Below are 21,286 nucleotides of genomic sequence, written 5' to 3' on the forward strand. Positions count from 1 at the left end.
TATAAGTCTTATTTCCTATTGCGTTATTCGGTGATTTAGATTAACTCTATCTTCGTGCATTATTTATTTAGACTGAATCTAAATCAAATATAGAAAATTTTATACTTATTCAATTTAAAATATTAAGATATGTTAAAAAAATACTTTTCAATCTTATTACTTGTATGGATGTCGATGTGCGTTTCGGAATCATCGGCGCAGACCCATATTACCCTGGAAGGGCGTATTCTGGATCAGAAAAGTGATGAGCCTATCAGTGGCGTGTCGGTTTCGGTGAAAGAAAATCCGCGTTCAGGAAGCGTAATTACAGGTTCTCAAGGTTCCTTCCGTATCCGTGCACATCGCGGACAGACATTAGTGATCTCCCATATTGGTTATGTTGCTGCTGAGGTCGTCGTTAACACGAGTCAGTCCGATCTTATTTTTCGCCTGGAAGAAGATCCTCATGTGCTTAGCGAAGTTCTTGTAACGGGGGCTTTGGGTATAAAAAGACAGTCCAGAGAATTGGGTACTTCTGCACAATCGGTCAACAATGAAGAGCTTAATTTAGGTAAAGTGGTCAATCCCTTACTGGCTTTATCAAGTAAGGTTGCCGGATTGAGGATTAATGCTACGGATCTGACAACAGGAAAAACAGATCCGGGTATTCAGATCCGTTTGAGAGGAACACGCTCTTTGAACAGATCTAAAAATGACCCCTTATATGTTGTAGACGGAGTTCCTTTGCCGGATATTACCCGTATCAATCCAAATGACATACAGGATATCACTGTGCTTAAAGGAGCAAATGCTGCGGCCTTATACGGATCTGAAGGTGTTAATGGTGCTATTATGATCACGACTAAATCGGGCAGATCAGAAAGAGGTCAGATCAATTTCAGTAACAGTACTACATTCTCAAATGTATTTTTATTACCTCCGGCGCAGACGGTCTTCGGACAAGGGCAGAATGGTGTTTACAGTCCAGTTGCTAACGAGTCGTGGGGAGATAAATTTAATGGGGAAACCAGAGATTTCGGTTTGCCAATCAACGGAGTACAGCCAACAAAAGTTTACGCTGCTCCGTCTAAAGATAACAGGTTAGGTTTTTTTGATACTGGAATCACTACCCAGAATGATTTATCATTTTCCGGAGGAGATGAGAAGGGTTCTTACTTTGTGTCTTTACAGGATGTCCGTTTAAAAGGAGTAATTCCGGGTGACAGATCCAGTCGTACAGGTGCCAGATTTAACGGATCACGCCGTTTTAATAAGCTGAATACTTCATTTAATATGAATTATGTATTCTTCAAGAACAATACAACAAGTGATGGTCCCTGGTTATCAGTCTATACTCAGCCCGCTAATATAGATTATAAAGAAGCAAGAAACTGGGAGGATCCAAGCTCTCCAAATCATCCGCTCAATTGGTATAATCCAGTAGCAGGTACCAGAAATCCTATTTTTATGGCGGATAATAATAGAAATATGTATGATCAGCATACTTTAAATTCAAAACTGGAATTCAATTATGAGTTTACAGACTGGTTTGATGCGACTTACAGAACAGGTCTTTATTTCCAGTCCGAACCGGGAAGGGTCACTAACCGTAAGTTAGTATCAAATATTGCTACACGAAATATCAATGGTTCAGTAAATGATACACACCGTGGATTCACACGCTTCAATAATGATTTGATTTTGAATTTTCACAAGAACTTCGGTGATTTCACGACCAAATTATTGGTTGGACAGAATGTTCGGATGGATGATTCGAAACTCATCAACGTAAGTGCTGCAAATTTATTGTTTGAAGATATATTCAACCAAGGTTCAAGAACAGGAGAGCTGACCGGAGGATCTACTATAACGAAATATCGTTCACTGGCAACTTACGGTGAGTTTACAGCGGGATACAAAAATTATTTGTTTTTGACTTTAACAGGTAGAAATGATCAGGTGTCCGTCCTGGATCCGAATAATAACAGTTACTTCTCTCCGGGGATCAGTTCATCATTTGTGTTTACAGATGCAATAGAAAGTCTTAAGAACAGCAGTATTCTAAGTTATGGACGGATTTACACTTCGTATAACAAGACTGGTAATGTTACCTTAGATCCTTACAGATTAAACCTGACGTACAGTCAGACCGGAGGTTTCCCTTTTGGTAGTCTGGTCGGATTTACGCCATCACTATCAGAACCGAATTTGTTAATCAAACCTGAATTTGTAAAATCATTTGAGGTGGGAACCCAACTGGCATTCTTTAATGACAGATTGCGGACCGATATCGCTTACGCATATTCAGATTCTGACGGACAGATTTTCAATGCCGGAATATCCAGTGCCACGGGATTTAATTCTACTATTGTGAATGCGGGGCAGGTAATCAATAAGACACTTGAGGTCATGATTAACGGTACTGCTATTAAAAATAAAGATGTAACATTGGAGTTTGGGGTTAATTTCAGTTATACAGATACCAAAGCGAAAAATCTATATGCGGGAGATGAGTTTAATATTTTCAGACAGGCGTATGCCATCAAAGGTTTGCAATACCCTACCCTTCGTATGACCGATTTTCTAAGGGAGAACGGAAAGATTGTACTGGATAAAGACGGAAATGTTATTCCATCTACAGACGAGAAAGTATTAGGTACAATGGTTCCTCCTTATCTGTTTGGATTTAATACCAAATTCAGCTATAAATCCTTGACAGTAGGATTTCAGATCGATTCGAGATTAGGTAGCTGGATGTATTCTGAGGTTGTGCCTCGGATGTATGCTGCCGGGACCCACCCGGAAACGGCTAAGTATGACAGGCAGCCGTTTATTATGCCAAATTCTATGGTACGGTTAGCGGACGGCTCTATCGTTGAGAATACCGATGTATACTCTAAAGGAGATAAAGCCTGGTGGACTGCATATGGAAATATCCAGACAACCACTGCAGCAAAAGGCGATTATTTAAAACTAAGAGAGCTTTATATCGGGTATGATTTACCGGGAAAATGGTTGGCAGGGCAGAAGCTGATTAAAAAAGCAAGTATTGGATTTGTAGGAAATAACCTGTTTATTATCAGACATTCTTCTAACACAATAGGTGATCCTGAAGCACTGTATAATCAAACAGACGGATACAACAGTTTCAGACAGATTCCTTCAGCAAGATCAATGGGCTTTAATGTTAACATGACTTTTTAATAACACGAAGATGAAATACAATATTATAAAAATAGGTTTGCTGGCATTCGTTTCTATTACATTAACAGCATGTAGTGATTTTCTGGATGTAAATGTGAATCCGAACTCTCCGATAAAGGAAAATTTAAGTTTAAATGCCAAATTGCCTGCTGCATTGGTTACAACAGCAGCGAATGAGGCTATTCAGTTAAACCAGATCGGAGGATTGTGGGGCGGCTATTGGGGAACATCCAATGAGGGGGTTAGTTCATTTACATCGCTGAAAACGTATAATGGGCCGGCTATCCGGGATACCCGTGACGGAGTTCCGGTTTGGGAATCAAACTACAACAATCTTTTGTATTACAAGGAAATATTGGATCAGGCAAATACAGAAGATGCTAAATTCTATTCAGGGATAGCCAAAATTATGATGGCTTATCACTTCTTTATCCTTGTAGATTTCTATAACAATGTGCCATTCGATGAAGCATTGAAAGGTTCAGCTGTTCTGCACCCATCCTATGAGCCGGGTAAAGATGTGTATACCAAATCTATCAACCTGATCACTGAAGGTATTCAGGAAATCAAAGTTGCATCCCTGTTGCCCACAAATGATGATGTCCTCTTTAAAGGAGATAAAATTAAGTGGGCAAAGTTTGGAAATACATTAAAATTGAGAGCACTTTTAAGACAATCAGAAGTTTCTGCACAGTCCGCTTACATTACACAGGAGATTGCGAAAATTGTACAGGAGGGGTCAGGTTTTCTATTAGAGAATGCGAGCGTGAATCCCGGTTACCTCAATACTGCGACTAAAATGAATCCTTTCTATGAAACGTTTTATCGTAATAATGCAGGTGTAGCAGTTGCAAATTATGCAAATATACGCCCTACTCAATACCTGATCAGCAAGTATAAGGAATTTAATGACCCTCGTCTGGCACAGAATTATACAAGTATTGCAGGAGATTATAAAGGAGTAATTTTCGGAAACAACACGATTGCTAATGAATTTGCAGCCGCAACGACTTCAGCCTTCAAAGGTCCGACAGAGAATTCTAACCAACCGGCAGGGATTATAAAATCATTTAATCAGGTCAGTATGATTATTTCATTGGCGGAGGCCAACTTCCTGCAGGCCGAGGCTGTAGAAAGAGGGTGGATTAGCGGAGTGGCAAGTCAACTGTACCAAAGCGGTGTTCAGGCGTCATTCAACTATTTGTTTAATGTCAACAATTATAATATACAGACCTATATCAATCAGAACAGCGTCAGTTATGCAACGGCTACGAATAAGATTGAAAGGATAATAACTCAAAAGTGGCTGGCATTGAATAGTATTAATAATATTCAGGCATGGAATGACTTCAGACGCCTTGGCTTTCCAAACTTCCCGAATTCTGTATCTTCGCCTACAGCTGGAGCACATCCTTTACGATTTATGTATCCGGAAACAGAGGTTAATACAAATAATCAAAATGTAGTGGCTCAGGGAGAGAATGGAGTCCTGACTTCTAAAGTATGGTGGGATGCAAATTAATTTTATGCTATCAGGATATTTTCAGGTAGTCAATAAATAGGAGTACATAACAATTACATCAGGTAATGCTGTAAAGCAGCATTGCCTGATTTTTATTTGATGAATCATTAAAGAGAGAGAAAATGAATAAATCAAAACAAATAACGGCGGATTCAAAATGGCCGAAAATCCGTAAGTTTTTCAACGACCTTCACCTTTGGTTTGGTTTGATCAGTGGTATCGTTGTCTTGATTGTATGTCTGACGGGTACAATCTATGTATATAATACCGAGATCCGTGAAGCTGCAGCCCCGCATCTTTTTAAAGTGGAAAAGACTTCCCAAGAGGCAATGACAGCGGATGATCTTCTCGTTGCAGCGAAAAAACAAATTAAAGGCAAAATTTCAGGAATTCGAATTAGCGAAGATCCGGAGAGGGCCTATGCCATCTTGTACAGCAAACCTAAAAAAGAAGAAGGAAAATCTGAGGGAGAAGGTAAGTCTGAGAAGAAGCCTGAAAAACCTGAATCCAAAAATGAGCGTAAAGAAAGTCTTGCTGTAAACGGAGAAGGAAAAAATAAAAAAGAAGGGCAGCAAAAAGAGAAAAAGGCTGGTCCTCCGGCTGGCGGGCGTCAAAGAGCCAATCAGATGATGATCAACCCGTATACCGGTGAATTATTGGGTGATCCGCAGGAAAAGGAAACAAAGACAGCAGCTTTTATGCAAAAGATGTTTAGCCTGCACCGTTGGCTTATGCTGAATGAAATAGAGAAACCTCTTATTGAAGGAGTGGAAAACAGAAAGCTGGGGAGCTGGATCACAGGGACAGCGACTTTGCTCTTTACATTAGGGGTGATCAGCGGAATCGTTATCTGGTTTCCACAGCGTCTAAGAGGCTGGAAGAACGGGTTAAAGATCAAATGGTCTGCAAAATGGAAGCGTATAAATCATGATCTGCACAATACATTGGGCTTTTACAGTTGTATTATTTTATTTCTGATGGGTGTAACGGGACCTTTCTGGTCATTTGACTGGTATCGGACAGGCTGGCAGAAGACCTGGGGGACCTATAAGGAAGCTCCGAAAGAAGGTGCAGCACCTCCAAAAGAGGAAAAGAAAGAAGAATCAATATATCCAGGGCCGGAACATGCTTCTCTGCGTGTGAATCAGCTCCTGGCAATAGCGGATAAGGAACTTGTTTATCCGGGAGATTATATGGTCTCTCTGGCTTCCGATTCTGTTGGTACAGTATCTATATCCAAGTATAAAAAAGGATTTTTTGCGCCGTCCACTGCAGACAGACTGCTGCTGGATCAGTATTCCGGAAAAGTTCTGAAAAAGGAAGTTTTTTCGGAAAAGCCTTTGAATGAACGCATATCCTCTTCTGTAAAGAGTCTGCATGTTGGAGATGTATATGGTCCGTTTACCAAGCTGCTGTATTTTATTTCCTGTCTGATTGCGACTTCACTTCCGGTCACAGGAGTTATGATCTGGTTAAATAAGATGAAGAAAACAAAAAAGAAAAAGATAAAACCCGGAATAGCTTAAGTAGAATTTGTGCGCTATCTGAATATAAACAAGGGCTGTTGCAAAGTATGTAACAGCCCTTGTTTATATTCCTGAATTTGACCATTAACTACACTTTCATTCGCTGTACGCGAACAGCATTGAGGATCGCTGCCAGAGCAACACCCACATCGGCAATCACCGCCTCCCAGAGTGTGGCCACTCCTCCGGCACCCAGAATCAGAACAATGATTTTTACACTTAGGGCCAATATGATATTCTGCCAAACAATATTCCTTGTCAATTTACCTATCCGGATTGCCGCCAGGATTTTACGGGGTTCATCATTCTGGATGACCACATCTGCCGTTTCTACTGTAGCATCAGCTCCTAATCCGCCCATAGCAATTCCTACTGTCGCTAATGCCACCACAGGAGCATCATTTACACCGTCTCCTGCAAATGCAACTTTTCGGTTCTGATCGAGTAATGCCTGTACATGCTTTACTTTATCTTCAGGCAGCAGATTGCCATATGCCTCATCTATGCCTAACCTTTGAGCGACATCATGGACAACAGACTCCTTGTCTCCCGATAACATTACCGTATGCAGGCCACTGTCTTTCATCTTACGGATAACCTCCGCCGCATCCTCCTTTATCTGATCAGCAACCGTAATATAACCTCCATAGTGTTGATTAATAGCCAATATAACGATAGAATCCACGATATTTTTGATTTCAGCAGGATAGGAGATGCCGAATTTATCGAGCAACTTTGTATTTCCGGCGAGAATCTCCCGGCCATAGGACATTCCCTTCAGTCCGTGTCCGGCAATCTCCTCCACCTGTTCGGCAGGCTGAACAGGTTCTGCATTATTATCATATCGCATTACGGCTTTAGCAATAGGGTGTGTGGACTGAGATTCAATTGCTTTGGCATAACGGAGCAATTCAGAAGGTGTAATATTCTCAGTGGTTTTGATTTCCCGGACTTCAAATACGCCTTTTGTTAATGTCCCTGTTTTGTCCATCACAATGCTGTCTACTGTAGTAATTGCGTCCAGAAAATTGCCTCCTTTAAAGAGTATTCCATTCCGGGATGCCAGTCCGATTCCTCCGAAATAGCCTAACGGAATGGAGACCACCAATGCACATGGACAACTGATCACCAGAAAGACCAGTGAACGATAAAACCACTCTCTGAATATATATTCATCAACAAATAATGCCGGAAGCAGACAGACTGCTACCGCAAGTCCGAATACAATAGGAACATATACCTTTGAAAATTTACTGATAAAGAGCTGGGTCTGTGACTTTCTGGCGGTAGCGTCCTGCACCATTTCCAGAATACGGCTGAGTTTACTGTCCTTAAAAGCGGACTTAACCTGTACCAAACTCACTTTTTCCAGATTGATCATTCCGGCTAAGACCTCTTCATTTTTGTACTTTGTGTCCGGTTTGCTTTCGCCGGTAAGAGCTGCGGTATTAAATGATGCAGAATCCGAGGATAATATACCATCTAGGGCTACCTTTTCCCCGGCTTTAATACGGATAATCTCATCTATATGTACTTCATTTGGATGTACTGCATGTTCCTTTCCGTCTCGGATCACCGTAACTTCCTCCGGCCTGACATCCAATAAAGCTTTGATATTTCTTTTCGCTTTGTTTACGGCACTATCCTGAAACCATTCCCCGATCTGATAGAATACCATTACCGCAACTCCTTCTTCATATTCTCCGATCAGAAAAGCTCCGATAGTTGCGATCGCCATTAGTACAAACTCATTAAAAAAGTCACCTCTTGAAGCTTTTCTGACCGCAAGATCAATGACTGGCCAGCCTGCCAGTAAGTAAGCTACAGCGCTGAAAAGAAGTTGTAAATAGGAAGGGATAGTAATTTGGAAAGCATATTCCAGTAGCAGAAGGGTCAGTAAGATGAAAAGGGCAATAAGCAAGTTCCTCTGTGTGACCCACCAGGGGCTTTCTTTGATCTCTGTATGATTATGGTCGTGATGATGTTCGCACATATCTTGAAATTAAAAGTCGCTATTTTGATTTTTTCTAAATTAGCAGATTAAAAACAAGAAAACGAAGATATTACATCATAAAATCTTAAAAACTAAAGTAAACACGCTGTAATAAACAATACAAATATGTGAAAACAAAAACGGGATCCGATATTAAACCGGATCCCGTATGTATTGTAAACTTGGACAGATCAATTATCTTTTGAAGATCCCAAGATTGCGGATAATATCATTTCTACAATAGCGACAACAATTGCAAATAATGCCGCTGTCCAGAATCCGGTGACATCGAATTTAGCGCCCATAATTTTATCACTTAACAATACCATAAGTACAGTAATAATAAAAGACACCAAACCTAAAGTCAACCAATTCAAAGGGAAGGTAAATAAGCGAAGAATACTTCCTACAGTCGCATTAACAAATCCGATAACCAGTCCGGTTACAATTGCCCAGCCGAAACCTGCAACATAAACTCCCGGAATGATCCAGGCTGATACTGCTACTACAACGCCGGTAAGTAATAAACTAATAATAAATTTCATAGCAAAATGGTTTAAAAGTTCCGGATAAAAACGTTCAAAATAAGTGCCAAAAACCAATTTAAACTCTAAAAAAGAAGATTTTCAACTACTTTCTAAACTTTTAGTTATCTCATATTGCTCTGTCATGATACGGTAAGGTGATAAAAAAAATAAAAAAATGCTATGCTTGCATAATTATTTTTTCGTATATTCACTCTTGCAATTATAAACAGTAACGATCATGAAGAAATTAATGCTATCATTAATGGTGCTATTCGTAACAGTAGCTCTATTTGCTCAAACGGATCCTGTAATCGGTAAATGGCAGAACCCAAGCGGAGAGGCAAGAGTCGAGATTTATAAAAAGGGTGATAAGTTTTACGGGAAGATTTATTGGCTTAAAACGCCAAACGATGAATCCGGTCATCCAAAAAAAGATGTAAAAAATCCGGATGATAAACTCAAAAGCAGAGCTGTTCTTGGAATGGAGAATCTGACCAACTTTGAAAAGGTAAAAGAGAATCTCTATGAAAACGGAAAAGTATATGATCCTAAATCCGGAAAAACATATAGCTGTAAGATGACGCTTAAAGGAGATAAACTGGATATCCGGGGATATGTAGGTGTAAGTCTTATTGGTCGTACGGATACTTTTACAAGGGTAAAATAAACCGCTTGTAACATAAAGAATTTAGTAAATTAGATTTCATAAGGTGGTTTTTGGTTGAAAAGGCCTTGATATTTTATCAAGGCCTTTGTTTTTTGATTTTTAATCGATTAATTTGATATAAATAATACAATCGTATATGTCCGTTAATATGTCTTACCGCGAAAATGTCAAGCTTGCGCTGCAATCTATTGTAAGCAATAAGCTCAGGACATTCCTGACAGCTCTGATCATAGCGATTGGTATTACGGCTTTGATAGGCGTTCTTACCTCTATCGATGCGATCCAGAGTTCATTGACCAACTCTTTCTCTTCCATGGGCTCTAATTCCTTTAATATTCGTAATAGGGGACTTAATGTGCGGATCGGCGATCAGGGGAGTCAACCCAAAGTATATCCTGCGATTACGTATAAACAGGCTATTGAATTTAAAGACCGGTTCAGTACAGATGCTATTGTGTCTATCAATGCAAATGTAACCTGGGCTTCTACTATTAAATTTAAGAGTGAGAAAACTAATCCAAATATCGGAGTAATAGGCGGAGATGATAATTACCTGCAGACTTCAGGATATAAAATTGCAGACGGAAGGAATTTTACAAAACAAGATGTGGAGTTGGGAAGTTCTGTCGTGATTATCGGAAAAGAGATAACGACGAAACTTTTTAAAAACAATACAAATCCGCTAGGTCAGTATATTACAGTGGGAGATGACCGCTTCTTAGTGATCGGTGTGCTGGAAAGTAAAGGCTCAAGTGCCGGATTCGGAGCGGATAAAGCTTGTTTTGTACCGATCTCTAAAGCAAGGATGATGATGGAGAATGCGAATCCTTCCTATGTCATCACTGTTATGTCTCCGGATCCGCTCAAAATGGATGCGGCAGAAGGAGAGGCAATTCTTACTTTTCGTAAGATACGTGGCCTGAATGCAAGACAAACCTCTAATTTTGAAATTATAAAATCAGATGCAGTAGCACAGATGCTTATGCAGAATCTGAATTATGTGACCTATGGTGCAATTGCAATTGCTGCTATTACATTATTAGGTGCATCTATTGGCCTTATGAATATTATGCTTGTTTCGGTGACGGAACGCACACGTGAGATCGGGGTGCGAAAAGCTATAGGGGCAACTCCCGGAGTAATACGAAAACAGTTTCTTATGGAAGCCATTGTTATTTGTATTCTGGGAGGATTAGCCGGGATTATTCTCGGCATTTCGATTGGAAATCTTTTGGCTGTTGCGCTTGGTGCCAGCTTTATTATTCCATGGAAATGGATGTTTCTCGGAATGGCTGTCTGTATCTTTGTTGGAGTAGTTTCAGGCTATTATCCTGCATCTAAAGCTTCCCGCCTCGATCCGGTTGAAGCTCTCCGTTATGAATAGTGAAAATTAAACAATCGTTTCCACAGTCTTCTTTTTGTGCAATTTGGATTAAATTTTCTTTAAACCGGTCTTCTGCGTCCCTTTCTTCAGAGATAAAACTGTATTTTTACGTGCTAAAATAGATTATTATGTATAAGACACTTCAACCTGCATTGCAGAAAGAGATCGCAGCCATTAAAGAAGCTGGTTTGTATAAAGAAGAACGTATTATCGTGACACCTCAAGGAGCCGATATTAAAGTAAGCACAGGTGCCGAAGTTATCAATTTCTGTGCAAACAATTATCTGGGGCTTTCTTCTCATCCTAAAGTGATTGAAGCAGCTAAGCAGGCTATCGATTCACATGGATACGGAATGTCTTCTGTACGTTTTATCTGTGGTACGCAGGATATTCATAAAGAATTAGAAGCTAAGCTTTCAACTTTTCTGGGAACAGAGGATACAATCTTATATGCAGCAGCATTTGATGCTAATGGTGGAGTTTTTGAACCTTTATTTGGTGCGGAAGATGCTATTATCTCAGATGAGCTGAATCATGCATCTATCATTGATGGAGTCAGATTGTGTAAAGCACAGCGTTTCCGTTATAAAAATGCTGATATGGCAGATCTTGAAGCTCAGCTGCAAGCTGCTTCAGGAGCCCGTCACAAAATTATTGTGACTGATGGTGCATTCTCTATGGACGGATCGGTAGCTCCTTTAGATCAGATCTGTGATCTTGCCGATAAATATGAAGCATTGGTGATGATCGATGAGTCGCATTGTACAGGTTTTATCGGTAAAAACGGTAGGGGTACACACGAACTCTATAATGTGATTGACCGTGTGGATATCATTACCGGAACACTGGGAAAAGCACTTGGCGGAGCTAGTGGAGGATTTACTTCCGGTAAAAAAGAAATTATAGATATGTTACGTCAGCGTTCCCGCCCGTATTTATTTTCAAATACATTGGCGCCGGCTATTGCAGGTGCTTCGGTAGCTGTACTCGATATGTTGAGTCAGACAACAGAGCTTCGTGACAAATTAGAAAATAACACCAAATACTTCCGTGAACAGATGACTGCTGCGGGCTTTGATATTAAGCCGGGATTTCATCCAATCGTGCCTGTAATGCTGTATGATGCTAAATTGGCACAGGAATTTGCAACAAAAATGCTGGAAGAAGGTATCTATGTAATCGGCTTTTATTACCCTGTTGTTCCTCAGGGAAAAGCCCGGATAAGAGTACAGATATCGGCTGGTCATGAACGTCATCACCTGGACAAAGCTATTGCTGCGTTTACTAAAGTCGGTCAGGAATTGGGGGTTATAAAATAAAAATTAGTGATGATATAAAAATTGTGGTGTAAAATCGTTAGCTTTGCACCCTCAAATTTTATATACAAACATTTGCTAGATGCAGAATATCAGAAACATAGCGATCATCGCACACGTTGACCACGGTAAAACTACATTGGTTGACAAAATTTTACACTTTACCAATCTTTTCAGAGATTCGGAAAACAAAGGCGACTTAATTTTGGATAACAATGATCTGGAGCGCGAACGCGGTATCACCATTGTGTCTAAAAACGTTTCTGTTACCTATCAGGGTGTAAAAATCAATGTTATTGACACTCCTGGTCACGCCGATTTCGGTGGTGAGGTAGAGCGTGTACTAAAAATGGCTGACGGGGTTATCCTTTTGGTGGATGCATTCGAAGGACCGATGCCTCAAACACGTTTCGTGACGCAGAAGGCTTTGGGATTAGGACTGAAACCAATTGTTGTTGTAAACAAAGTGGATAAAGAAAACTGTCGTCCTGATGAAGTATATGAAAATGTTTTTGACCTTTTCTTCAGTCTTGATGCAAATGAAGAGCAATTAGATTTCCCTGTACTTTACGGTTCATCTAAACAAGGATGGATGTCTACAGACTGGAAAGAACCTAAAGAAGATTTTACAGACCTTCTGGATGCTATCCTGAAACATATCCCGTCTGCTCCGGTAGTAGAAGGTACGTTACAAATGCAGATTACATCTCTTGATTATTCTACTTTCGTAGGACGTATCGCAGTAGGACGTGTAGCGCGTGGTCTGATCAAAGAAGGACAACCGGTATCATTGGTAAAACGTGACGGTAAAATCGTGAAATCACGTGTGAAAGAATTGTATGTATTTGAAGGATTAGGTAAAGCGAGAGTTACAGAAGTAAAATCAGGTGATATATGTGCTGTAGTAGGTATCGAAGGATTTGATATCGGTGATACTATTGCAGATTTTGAAAACCCGGAACAACTGGAGGTTATGCATATCGATGAGCCTACCATGAATATGTTGTTCACGATCAATAACTCTCCTTTCTTCGGTAAAGAGGGTAAATATGTTACTTCACGTCACATCCATGACCGTCTGCAGAAAGAATTAGAGAAAAATCTTGCATTACGCGTTGTTCCTACAGAATCTCCTGATGCATGGTTGGTATATGGTCGTGGTATTCTTCACTTATCAGTATTGATCGAAACAATGCGTCGCGAAGGATACGAGCTTCAGGTAGGTCAGCCACAGGTTATCGTTAAAGAGATTGACGGTGTGAAATGTGAGCCTATTGAAGTGATGGTGGTAGATGTTCCTGCTGAGGTATCCGGTAAGGTAATCGAGTTGGTAACGCAACGTAAAGGTGAATTGTTAGTGATGGAGACAAAAGGAGAAATGCAGCATCTGGAATTTGAGATTCCATCACGCGGTATCATCGGTCTTCGTAACAACGTATTGACAGCAACAGCTGGTGAAGCTGTAATGGCTCACCGTCTGAAAGGATACGAGCCTTGGAGAGGAACGATCCCTGGACGTCTTCATGGTGTATTGATTTCACTTGACAAAGGTACAACTACTGCATACTCTATCGATAAATTACAGGATCGTGGTAAATTCTTCGTAGATCCGGGAGTTGATATTTATGAAGGACAGATCTTGGGTGAACATATCCGTGATAATGATTTGACTATCAATATCGTGAAAGGTAAGCAGTTGACAAATATGCGTGCTTCAGGTACGGATGATAATACACGTATTGCTCCTGCAATCAAATTTTCACTGGAAGAATCTATGGAATATATTCAGGCTGACGAGTACATCGAGGTAACACCGGAAAGTACACGTCTGCGTAAGATCTACCTGACAGAGAATGAACGTAAAATCAATGCGAAAAAATTCCAGTAATCGTATCGCATTATACATAGAAAAAGAGTTGTCAGATTTCTGACAACTCTTTTTTTGTTTACAGGAAGCGTTTTATAAACTTGAACAGCTTTTCGGTTTTGGCGGTATACGGATACCAGAAAACCTGCGATATCGGAAGGCTTCTGCTCCCGGAGACTACTGTCCGTTCGTGAGAAAAGGATTTAAAACCATATTGTCCGAAAGACTGGCCTATGCCCGAATGATTGACTCCGCCAAAGGGAAGATGAGGATGCATATACTGAATCAGCATATCATTTACGGCCGTAGAACCTGCTGTCGTATTCCTGAGAATAGTATCGGTATAATGATGGTCCCTGCTGAAGATATAGAGCGCCAGAGGTTTCTCTTTTTGAGATACAAGGGATAAAGCTTCACTTAAAGTGTCGTAGTAAATAACGGGTAATATCGGTCCAAAGATTTCTTCTGTCATTAAACTGCTGTCTGCCGGGATATCTGTCAATATGGTGGGGGAAATAAAACGGGACGTCTTATTCGTTTCTCCACCAGCCAGTACACGGGCTCCTGCTTCCAGTGCTTGTTTGAGAGCGCGCTCCAACCGGTCAAATTGCCTGTCATTAATGATACGGGCCAGGTCCGGCGACTGATCGGTTGAGGATCCGAAAGCCATTGACAATTCTTCCTGTACTATTTTTTCAAAAGTATCCTTCACCTTATTGTCTATGAGAGCATAGTCCGGTGCAATACAGGTTTGGCCTGCATTTACGAATTTACCCCATATCAGATTTCGTACTACTAATCGGAGGTTTACATCTTGATTTATAAAGACAGGTGATTTTCCACCTAATTCCAGAGTGATATCAGACAGATGTTTTGAAGCTGCCTGCATAACTAACTTCCCTATCTGTGGTGAACCAGTAAAGTGAATATGGTCAAATTTCAGATTTAATAAATGTGTAGTTTCTTCAGCTTGTCCGTTAGTGACAGCCACGTGTTCCTGCTCAAATACAGAGCTGATTATCTGTTCTATTATTGCATTGGTATGCGGAACGTATTCCGATAATTTCAGCATAACGGTATTTCCGGCAGCGATACTGCTGATTGTTTGCATCAACGGAATCTGAAACGGATAGTTCCAGGGAGTAATAATAAGAGAATTGCCCTTAGGTTCGTACTGGAGATAGGAGCGTGTCGTGATATACATCAGATTATTTTTTACCTTTCGGTTTTTTGCCCATCTTTTTAGATTCCTGCAGACATGTCTTATAGTAGATTCGACAACGTAGATTTCAGTGTAATCTGTTTCAAAGGTATTCTTTCTGAAATCGTGATATAGTGCTTCCTTAATGGCAGCGTGACTGTTTTCTATTTTTTTACCCAAATCCCGAAGAAGTGCAATGCGTTGCTCTACCGATAGTTGTCTGGCCTTTTCTTTGTAGTCCGATTGTCTGGAATAGAGAGAAGATATTTGTGCTAGAGGTGTACGGGTCGCTTCTGCCATAGTAGGATTATTTTATATACAACCTGAAAAGCCAAACAAAGTTTTAATAAAAAGGGTCCGACGATAAGTCAGACCCTCAATTATCTGTGTTTGAGATCAGTTTTTTTAAAACATCGGCACTTCTATCAGAAGAAGTTGTGCATCTGTATCTGCTTCTATGCTGATGTTGGCTGAATCTTGTATTCCTATGGCATCTCTGCGGCTCAGTTGTTCTCCTGCCACAGAAACATTTCCTTCCAGCACAAAGAGATAAATACCATTTGTCTGATTGTGTAAGGGATAGGCCAAAGTATTTCCTTTTTTCAGATCAGCAAGATTGAACCAGGAATCCTGATTTATCCATACAGCATTTGCATCCGCTTCATCAGGCGACACAATCGTGATCCATTTATTATCTTTATCAAGATGGGCATATGATTTCTGATCGTATCTTGGCTCTATGTCCGCCTCTTTAGGAATAATCCAGATCTGTAAGAATTTTACATCATCTGTTTTACTACCGTTGAATTCAGAATGCTGAATACCTGTGCCGGCACTCATGATCTGTACATCTCCGGTCTGTATATCTTTTCCATGACCCATACTGTCGCTGTGGGCCAGTGTGCCTGCTAACGGGATACTTACAATCTCCATATTGTCATGCGGATGGCGGCCAAATCCCTGACCTGCTGCTACATGATCATCATTCAGCACACGTAATGCGCCGAAATGAATATTCTCCGGATTGTAATATTGTCCGAAGCTAAAAGAATGATAGCTTTTTAACCATCCGAAGTCAGCCTGACCACGGTTTTCTGCACGATGGATTGTTTTTTGCATGATTAACCTCCTGTATTTACGTGTTTAAACATCAATATTTGTGCCAACTAAAATAGCAGACAGGGAGGTGTCAAAGTGACAGATGATCCTGTTGGGTAGAGGTCGTATGCAAATCCGTACGGTATATTTTATAAATACAGTACGGATTATGTTCTTATTGATCTATAGCAAAGCTGCTATTTTTCTGAAGTTTTTTTCTTTTGTAGCATCCATAATCAGGAACCAGTCAACGATTGTCCAGATACCCAGACCACCGCAAGTCAATAACTTTCCTATTCCAAGACCTGTATCTCCGATAATGAAACGATCTATACCGAATGAACCTGCGAAGATCGAGATCAACAGGGTAATCATAGGATCGTTGAAGGACAGCATCTGTATTTGTACAAACCGACTTTCATCCATTTGTAACATTTGCTCTCTCAACAGATTAAGGTGTTGAGGTGAGAAAAATTTGACCTGAGTTATTAAATAACTGTCCACTCTTTGTGCATCCATATTTTTAGCTTAATAATGTTTTCAATCGTAAATATAGAATTTTAGTAAGAATGCGCAAAAAAAATAAAAGTGGCGTTATCTTCAACATAATGCCACTTTTATTTTATTACTTAGTCTTTAAGCTTTTGCGGAGCAACTGTCCGGATCAGTGCACGTGCAAGAATCCGATTCGGATCCACAAGAGGCATACCTGAAATTTCTTTTTCACGAAAGACCTGGGATAATTCTGTGCACCCTAATACAATAACTGTAGCCCCCTCTTTTTTAAGTTCATGAATAGCCCCTATCAATTCTTCCTTTGCACGGTTTGTAACAGGAGAGGAGTTGGTTTTGATTCCGTATTGCTCATCATGTATTGCTGCCTGAATTTTCTCCTGCCATTCCTCAGGAGGTTGAATAACTTTCAAGCCTTTTGCTGCAAATACGTGATTATAAAGTCCTGTGTTGCGGATGCCGGTGGTGGTCAGAATGCCAACTATAGGTGCAGTGAAATGTGCTGCAATATAGTCCGATGTTTCTTCTACCATATGCAGCAGTCGTACTTTATGCTCTTTGTTCTGTAATTCATATCGGATGATATCAAATATGGGAACAGCATGTGCGGTATGACAAGGAATCCCAACTACAGTAGCTCCGGATTGTTCCAGTTCACGTATAATCTCCGCTATGGCATATGCCGGATTTGTCTGTGTATTATCAAGTAAATACGCAGTACGGTCTGCGATACGATGAGGTTGTGAAGACAAGAGCACAGGCAACTGATCCTGGTCTGTTGGTGCAATTGTTTCTTCCATAATTTTTTTTATAAGTTCCAGTCCCGCAAGTGGCCTGGCTCCTCCAACGATTCCAATCATATTTTACCTCCTAATCTTAATTTAATCCGTACTCCCGATCGAAGTGCGGTAACATCAATTATCCAAAAATGAAGCCAATATGTGTGTGCTGCAAGCAAAAATGTGTTAAAGGAATATGAATTTTATTCTGAAAAGACAGCATTATTAACATACTTTCCTTTACTGTATGTCAATAAGCAGATCTGGGAGTTTTTATACTTCTTTTTCTTCGTGGTAATCGTTATTTAGTTTATCCATACGTTTTTTGATGGATACATCTGTTCTGAAACCTTCCAGATTATCAATAGCACTTTTCTCCACAGCGATACTGGTGTGCGATTCATAGTTGTGGATTTCGCGCTGACTTAATAAAGCCTGATCGTAGGAATCACGTCCGCTCATGAGTTTGACAAATACGGGCAGACATTCAAAAAATATAAATAAAAGCGCAATAAAGAGTACGGCATTTTCTGTAGCCTGATCAACAGAGCCGTCCGCTTTAAACTTAAGATTGCCAAGCGCTGCATTACGATCTGCAAATCCGGCTATATTGACTGCACTGTCCAGACTTTTATTCGAAAGTAATTTCTGATCCAGGATTCCCTCAAATGACTTTCGTTCCAGGAGTACGACTTCTTTTTGTTGAATGCGTGTCCGGAGTGTATCGAGATAAATTTCCTGCTTTTTGAGCTGGGCTTCTTTCATTTTGGCATAAGGCCCGTATCCCATGACTCCGGAAGTCTCTGTTGTTTTGTTGCCAAAGATTTCAAAATTAAGTTTTTGCTTATCTGACTTTATGCTGCTGTCTAATGAGTCTGCCTGTTTTTTTAACCCGTTGAGCTGCCCATATTCAGTTGCATATTTATTCTCAAATGTCTGATTGAGGGTATCTATTTTTGCCCGTTGCTGACTCAGGTATGAACCTCGCAGATGTTCGCGGATTTCTTTATCAAATATCTTTAACTCGAGGGGTCTGGAAATAACAACACCGACAAGTATGGCCAGTAAGATACGTGGGAAAGCCTGAAGAAATTGCTTGCCGCTTCCTTTAGTTTTATCAATACTCAGCACGATGTAACGGTCGAGATTAAAGATGGCCAGGCCCCATATAAGTCCAAAGATTATGGCGTATACAACGGAAAGGTCATTACCGCTAAAGACAAAATATAATGCATATCCACCGGAAAGAGCGGCAAAAAGCCCTGTGAAAAATATCGTAGCACCAATGCTGACATATTTATTATGTTCTTCAGGATATTTGGCCAGCGTGTCCTGATGTACACCTGCACAGTACCAGAAGAAGCGAGATACACTATTCATCTTTTAAGTTGCTAATTATTATGCTAATAGACGTAATATTTTGATAATAGTTACATCTATGTATTTGTTTTACAAAAATCTGATAAATTTCTGAAAGTAAAGAGTCTTTGTGTATGCTAAAGGCAGTCATTCCGGGTGGAATTGTTAACTTTGTAAAAAACATTGAAAACAAATCAAGAAACAGAAATGAATAAAAAAAGCTTTTTGCCCATGTTCATGATCATTGCGGCAACTGTGGTCGGTTGTAATAATGAACAGAAGACAGAAACGACCAACCCGTTACTTTTAGCCTATGATACACCTTTCAATGTCCCTCCATTTGACAAGATCAAAGATGAGCATTTTAAGCCTGCATTTGACGAAGCATTAAAACGACATAAACTGGAGATTGACTCTATTGTTAATAATACGGATGAACCAACTTTTGCAAATACTATTCTGGCTTTGGAAAATGCCGGAGGTTTGTTAAGTCAGGTTTCCACTATATTTTCTAATCTTAATTTAGCGAATACTAACGATACTATTCAGGCTTTAGCTAAGAATATGGCACCTGTATTGTCTGCACATAATGATGAGATTACCTTAAATTCTACCCTGTTTGGTAAAATCAAAACCATATGGGAAAAGAAACAGGCACTGGGACTTGATGCTGAAGACAACAAGTTACTGGAAGAAACATACAAAAGATTTATACGTTCGGGAGCGGGTCTGAAGGATAAGGACAAAGAAAAGCTGAAAAAAATAAATGCAGAGATGTCTGTATTGACAACTCAGTTTGGACAGAACGTATTAAAAGAAACCAATGCATTCGAATTGGTTGTAGATAAAGAGGCGGATCTGGAAGGGCTTACTGCTGATCTGAAAGCGGCAGCTGCGGAAGTAGCTAAGGCAAAAGGATTGAAAGATAAATGGGTATTCACATTGAAAAACCCGTCTATTATGCCATTTCTGCAATATGCAAAGAACAGAGATCTGCGTAAGAAAATCTGGGAAGCTTATAGCCTGAGAGGAAATAACGGAAATGATGCAGACAACAAAGAGATTGTTCGTAAAATCGCTAATCTGCGTCTGGAAAAGGCCAAATTATTAGGCTTTGCAAATCATGCAGCTTATGTATTGTCAGAATCTATGGCGGAGAATCCGGCTAATGTATATGACTTATTGAACAAGTTGTGGACACCGGCTTTGGCAAAAGCGAAAGTAGAAGCTGCTGATATTCAGAAAGAAATTATTGCTGCAAAAGATACCTTTAATGTGGCACCATACGACTGGAGATACTATGCTGAAATTATCCGTAAAAAACGTTTTGCGTTGAATGAAGAGGACATCAAGCCTTATCTAAGTCTGCAATCTGTACGAGAAGGAGCTTTCTCTGTTGCAAATAAATTATATGGTCTGACATTTGTCGCTTTAAATAATATACCGGTCTATCACCCTGAAGTGGAAGTCTATGAAGTGAAGGATAAAGATGGTTCACATCTGGGTCTGTTGTATGCCGACTTCTTTCCGAGAGCTTCTAAAAAGGGAGGCGCATGGATGACATCATACCGTTCACAATATAGAAAAGAGGGTAAGCGTGTCGCTCCTGTTATTTCTATAGTATGTAATTTTACTAAACCGATAGGTGATGAACCAGCATTGCTTACGTTTGATGAAGCCACAACGTTATTCCACGAATTCGGACATGCTTTGCATGGATTGTTGTCTAATGTTAAATATAAAAGTCTGGCCGGTACATCGGTACCAAGAGATTTCGTGGAACTTCCTTCGCAGATCATGGAAAACTGGGCGGCAGATCCTGAGGTATTGAAAGTATATGCCAAACATTACAAAACCGGAGAGGCAATTCCGGATTCGCTGATTTCCAAGATGCAAAAGGCAGGCACATTTGATCAGGGCTTTGCTACTGTTGAATATTTGGCGGCGTCCTTACTGGATATGAATTACCACACCATTACAGCTCCTGTCAAAGATGATATCAATGCTTTTGAGAAAGGAGCAATGAACAAGATCGGACTTATCAACTCTATAATACCGAGATATAGAAGTACCTATTTTGAGCATATTTTCTCAGGAGGCTATTCTGCAGGCTATTACGCTTATATCTGGTCTGAGGTACTGGATTCAGATGCTTTCGCAGCATTCAAAGAAAAAGGCTTGTATGATCAGGGAACTGCAGCTTCTTTCAGAAGAAATATTCTTGAAAGAGGAGGAACAGGAAATCCGGCACAAATGTATCGTACATTCAGAGGTGCGGATCCGAATCCGGTTTATCTTATGAAGAAAAGAGGATTGAACTAATCACATAACAAAACAAAAGCGGGGTTTTC

General features: G+C 40.1%; 15 protein-coding genes. 8 read left to right on the forward strand and 7 right to left on the reverse strand.

Going from position 1 to position 21,286, the window contains the following annotated elements; genetic code table 11:
* Positions 1-129 precede the first annotated feature (129 nt).
* The 3 genes from B4B65_RS01050 to B4B65_RS01060 all read left to right on the forward strand — a co-directional run bounded on the left by B4B65_RS01050 (position 130) and on the right by B4B65_RS01060 (position 6,231).
* Positions 130-3,183 carry a SusC/RagA family TonB-linked outer membrane protein gene (locus tag B4B65_RS01050; RefSeq protein ID WP_293912592.1) on the forward strand — a complete coding sequence of 1,018 codons (3,054 nt, stop codon included), beginning with the start codon at positions 130-132 and terminating at the stop codon, positions 3,181-3,183.
* Between the two features lie 10 nt (positions 3,184-3,193).
* A complete protein-coding gene (locus B4B65_RS01055) occupies positions 3,194-4,705 on the forward strand; it encodes a SusD/RagB family nutrient-binding outer membrane lipoprotein (protein WP_293912595.1) in 1,512 nt (503 codons plus the stop codon).
* A gap of 122 nt (positions 4,706-4,827) precedes the next feature.
* Complete coding sequence (locus B4B65_RS01060; RefSeq protein ID WP_293912598.1) at positions 4,828-6,231, forward strand: PepSY-associated TM helix domain-containing protein; 1,404 nt, start codon at positions 4,828-4,830, stop codon at positions 6,229-6,231.
* An 88-nt stretch (positions 6,232-6,319) separates the two neighbouring features.
* Here B4B65_RS01060 and B4B65_RS01065 read toward each other — a convergent pair whose 3' ends face one another.
* The gene (locus B4B65_RS01065; RefSeq protein WP_293912601.1) at positions 6,320-8,224 is read right to left on the reverse strand and encodes a heavy metal translocating P-type ATPase; all 1,905 of its coding nucleotides are present in this window, start codon (positions 8,222-8,224) and stop codon (positions 6,320-6,322) included.
* Between the two features lie 191 nt (positions 8,225-8,415).
* On the reverse strand, positions 8,416-8,769 hold the full coding sequence (locus tag B4B65_RS01070; protein ID WP_201681144.1) for a phage holin family protein: 354 nt from the start codon (positions 8,767-8,769) through the stop codon (positions 8,416-8,418).
* A 220-nt stretch (positions 8,770-8,989) separates the two neighbouring features.
* On the opposite strand from B4B65_RS01070, the gene B4B65_RS01075 reads away from it, so the two are divergent.
* The 4 genes from B4B65_RS01075 (at position 8,990) to typA (ending at position 14,006) form a co-directional block, all read left to right on the forward strand.
* On the forward strand, positions 8,990-9,418 hold the full coding sequence (locus B4B65_RS01075) for a DUF2147 domain-containing protein (RefSeq protein ID WP_201681145.1): 429 nt from the start codon (positions 8,990-8,992) through the stop codon (positions 9,416-9,418).
* A gap of 136 nt (positions 9,419-9,554) precedes the next feature.
* Entirely contained in the window at positions 9,555-10,802 is a 1,248-nt protein-coding gene (locus B4B65_RS01080) for an ABC transporter permease (RefSeq protein ID WP_201681146.1), read from the forward strand.
* Positions 10,803-10,930: 128 nt separating this feature from the next.
* Positions 10,931-12,121 (forward strand): glycine C-acetyltransferase, encoded by a 1,191-nt coding sequence (gene kbl, locus B4B65_RS01085; RefSeq protein WP_201681147.1) that lies wholly within the window; start codon positions 10,931-10,933, stop codon positions 12,119-12,121.
* A gap of 79 nt (positions 12,122-12,200) precedes the next feature.
* On the forward strand, positions 12,201-14,006 hold the full coding sequence (typA, locus tag B4B65_RS01090) for a translational GTPase TypA (RefSeq protein WP_115170240.1): 1,806 nt from the start codon (positions 12,201-12,203) through the stop codon (positions 14,004-14,006).
* Between the two features lie 58 nt (positions 14,007-14,064).
* Here the strand turns inward: typA and B4B65_RS01095 are convergent, their stop codons facing one another.
* The 5 genes from B4B65_RS01095 to B4B65_RS01115 form a co-directional block, all read right to left on the reverse strand.
* Entirely contained in the window at positions 14,065-15,486 is a 1,422-nt protein-coding gene (locus B4B65_RS01095) for an aldehyde dehydrogenase family protein (RefSeq protein ID WP_201681148.1), read from the reverse strand.
* Positions 15,487-15,591: 105 nt separating this feature from the next.
* Complete coding sequence (locus B4B65_RS01100) at positions 15,592-16,305, reverse strand: pirin family protein (protein ID WP_293912606.1); 714 nt, start codon at positions 16,303-16,305, stop codon at positions 15,592-15,594.
* A 162-nt stretch (positions 16,306-16,467) separates the two neighbouring features.
* Entirely contained in the window at positions 16,468-16,803 is a 336-nt protein-coding gene (locus B4B65_RS01105; RefSeq protein WP_201681150.1) for a TM2 domain-containing protein, read from the reverse strand.
* A gap of 110 nt (positions 16,804-16,913) precedes the next feature.
* Entirely contained in the window at positions 16,914-17,657 is a 744-nt protein-coding gene (locus B4B65_RS01110; RefSeq protein WP_201681151.1) for an aspartate/glutamate racemase family protein, read from the reverse strand.
* A gap of 192 nt (positions 17,658-17,849) precedes the next feature.
* Positions 17,850-18,956: a DUF4407 domain-containing protein gene (locus B4B65_RS01115; protein ID WP_201681152.1), complete on the reverse strand. Its 1,107-nt coding sequence runs from the start codon at positions 18,954-18,956 to the stop codon at positions 17,850-17,852.
* A gap of 162 nt (positions 18,957-19,118) precedes the next feature.
* Between B4B65_RS01115 and B4B65_RS01120 the strand changes: the two genes are divergently transcribed.
* Positions 19,119-21,257 (forward strand): M3 family metallopeptidase, encoded by a 2,139-nt coding sequence (locus tag B4B65_RS01120; RefSeq protein ID WP_293912609.1) that lies wholly within the window; start codon positions 19,119-19,121, stop codon positions 21,255-21,257.
* Positions 21,258-21,286: the final 29 nt, after the last annotated feature.

This window comes from Sphingobacterium sp. UBA5789 (assembly GCF_002418355.1).
Lineage (GTDB): Bacteria > Bacteroidota > Bacteroidia > Sphingobacteriales > Sphingobacteriaceae > Sphingobacterium.

What these genes read in the sequence shown, in the direction of transcription:
- B4B65_RS01050 (WP_293912592.1), top strand. Translation starts at nt 130, where the DNA reads ATGTTAAAAAAATACTTTTCAATCTTATTACTTGTATGGATGTCGATG.
- B4B65_RS01055 (WP_293912595.1), top strand. Translation starts at nt 3,194, where the DNA reads ATGAAATACAATATTATAAAAATAGGTTTGCTGGCATTCGTTTCTATT.
- B4B65_RS01060 (WP_293912598.1), top strand. Translation starts at nt 4,828, where the DNA reads ATGAATAAATCAAAACAAATAACGGCGGATTCAAAATGGCCGAAAATC.
- B4B65_RS01065 (WP_293912601.1), bottom strand. Translation starts at nt 8,224, where the DNA reads ATGTGCGAACATCATCACGACCATAATCATACAGAGATCAAAGAAAGC.
- B4B65_RS01070 (WP_201681144.1), bottom strand. Translation starts at nt 8,769, where the DNA reads ATGAAATTTATTATTAGTTTATTACTTACCGGCGTTGTAGTAGCAGTA.
- B4B65_RS01075 (WP_201681145.1), top strand. Translation starts at nt 8,990, where the DNA reads ATGAAGAAATTAATGCTATCATTAATGGTGCTATTCGTAACAGTAGCT.
- B4B65_RS01080 (WP_201681146.1), top strand. Translation starts at nt 9,555, where the DNA reads ATGTCCGTTAATATGTCTTACCGCGAAAATGTCAAGCTTGCGCTGCAA.
- kbl (WP_201681147.1), top strand. Translation starts at nt 10,931, where the DNA reads ATGTATAAGACACTTCAACCTGCATTGCAGAAAGAGATCGCAGCCATT.
- typA (WP_115170240.1), top strand. Translation starts at nt 12,201, where the DNA reads ATGCAGAATATCAGAAACATAGCGATCATCGCACACGTTGACCACGGT.
- B4B65_RS01095 (WP_201681148.1), bottom strand. Translation starts at nt 15,486, where the DNA reads ATGGCAGAAGCGACCCGTACACCTCTAGCACAAATATCTTCTCTCTAT.
- B4B65_RS01100 (WP_293912606.1), bottom strand. Translation starts at nt 16,305, where the DNA reads ATGCAAAAAACAATCCATCGTGCAGAAAACCGTGGTCAGGCTGACTTC.
- B4B65_RS01105 (WP_201681150.1), bottom strand. Translation starts at nt 16,803, where the DNA reads ATGGATGCACAAAGAGTGGACAGTTATTTAATAACTCAGGTCAAATTT.
- B4B65_RS01110 (WP_201681151.1), bottom strand. Translation starts at nt 17,657, where the DNA reads ATGATTGGAATCGTTGGAGGAGCCAGGCCACTTGCGGGACTGGAACTT.
- B4B65_RS01115 (WP_201681152.1), bottom strand. Translation starts at nt 18,956, where the DNA reads ATGAATAGTGTATCTCGCTTCTTCTGGTACTGTGCAGGTGTACATCAG.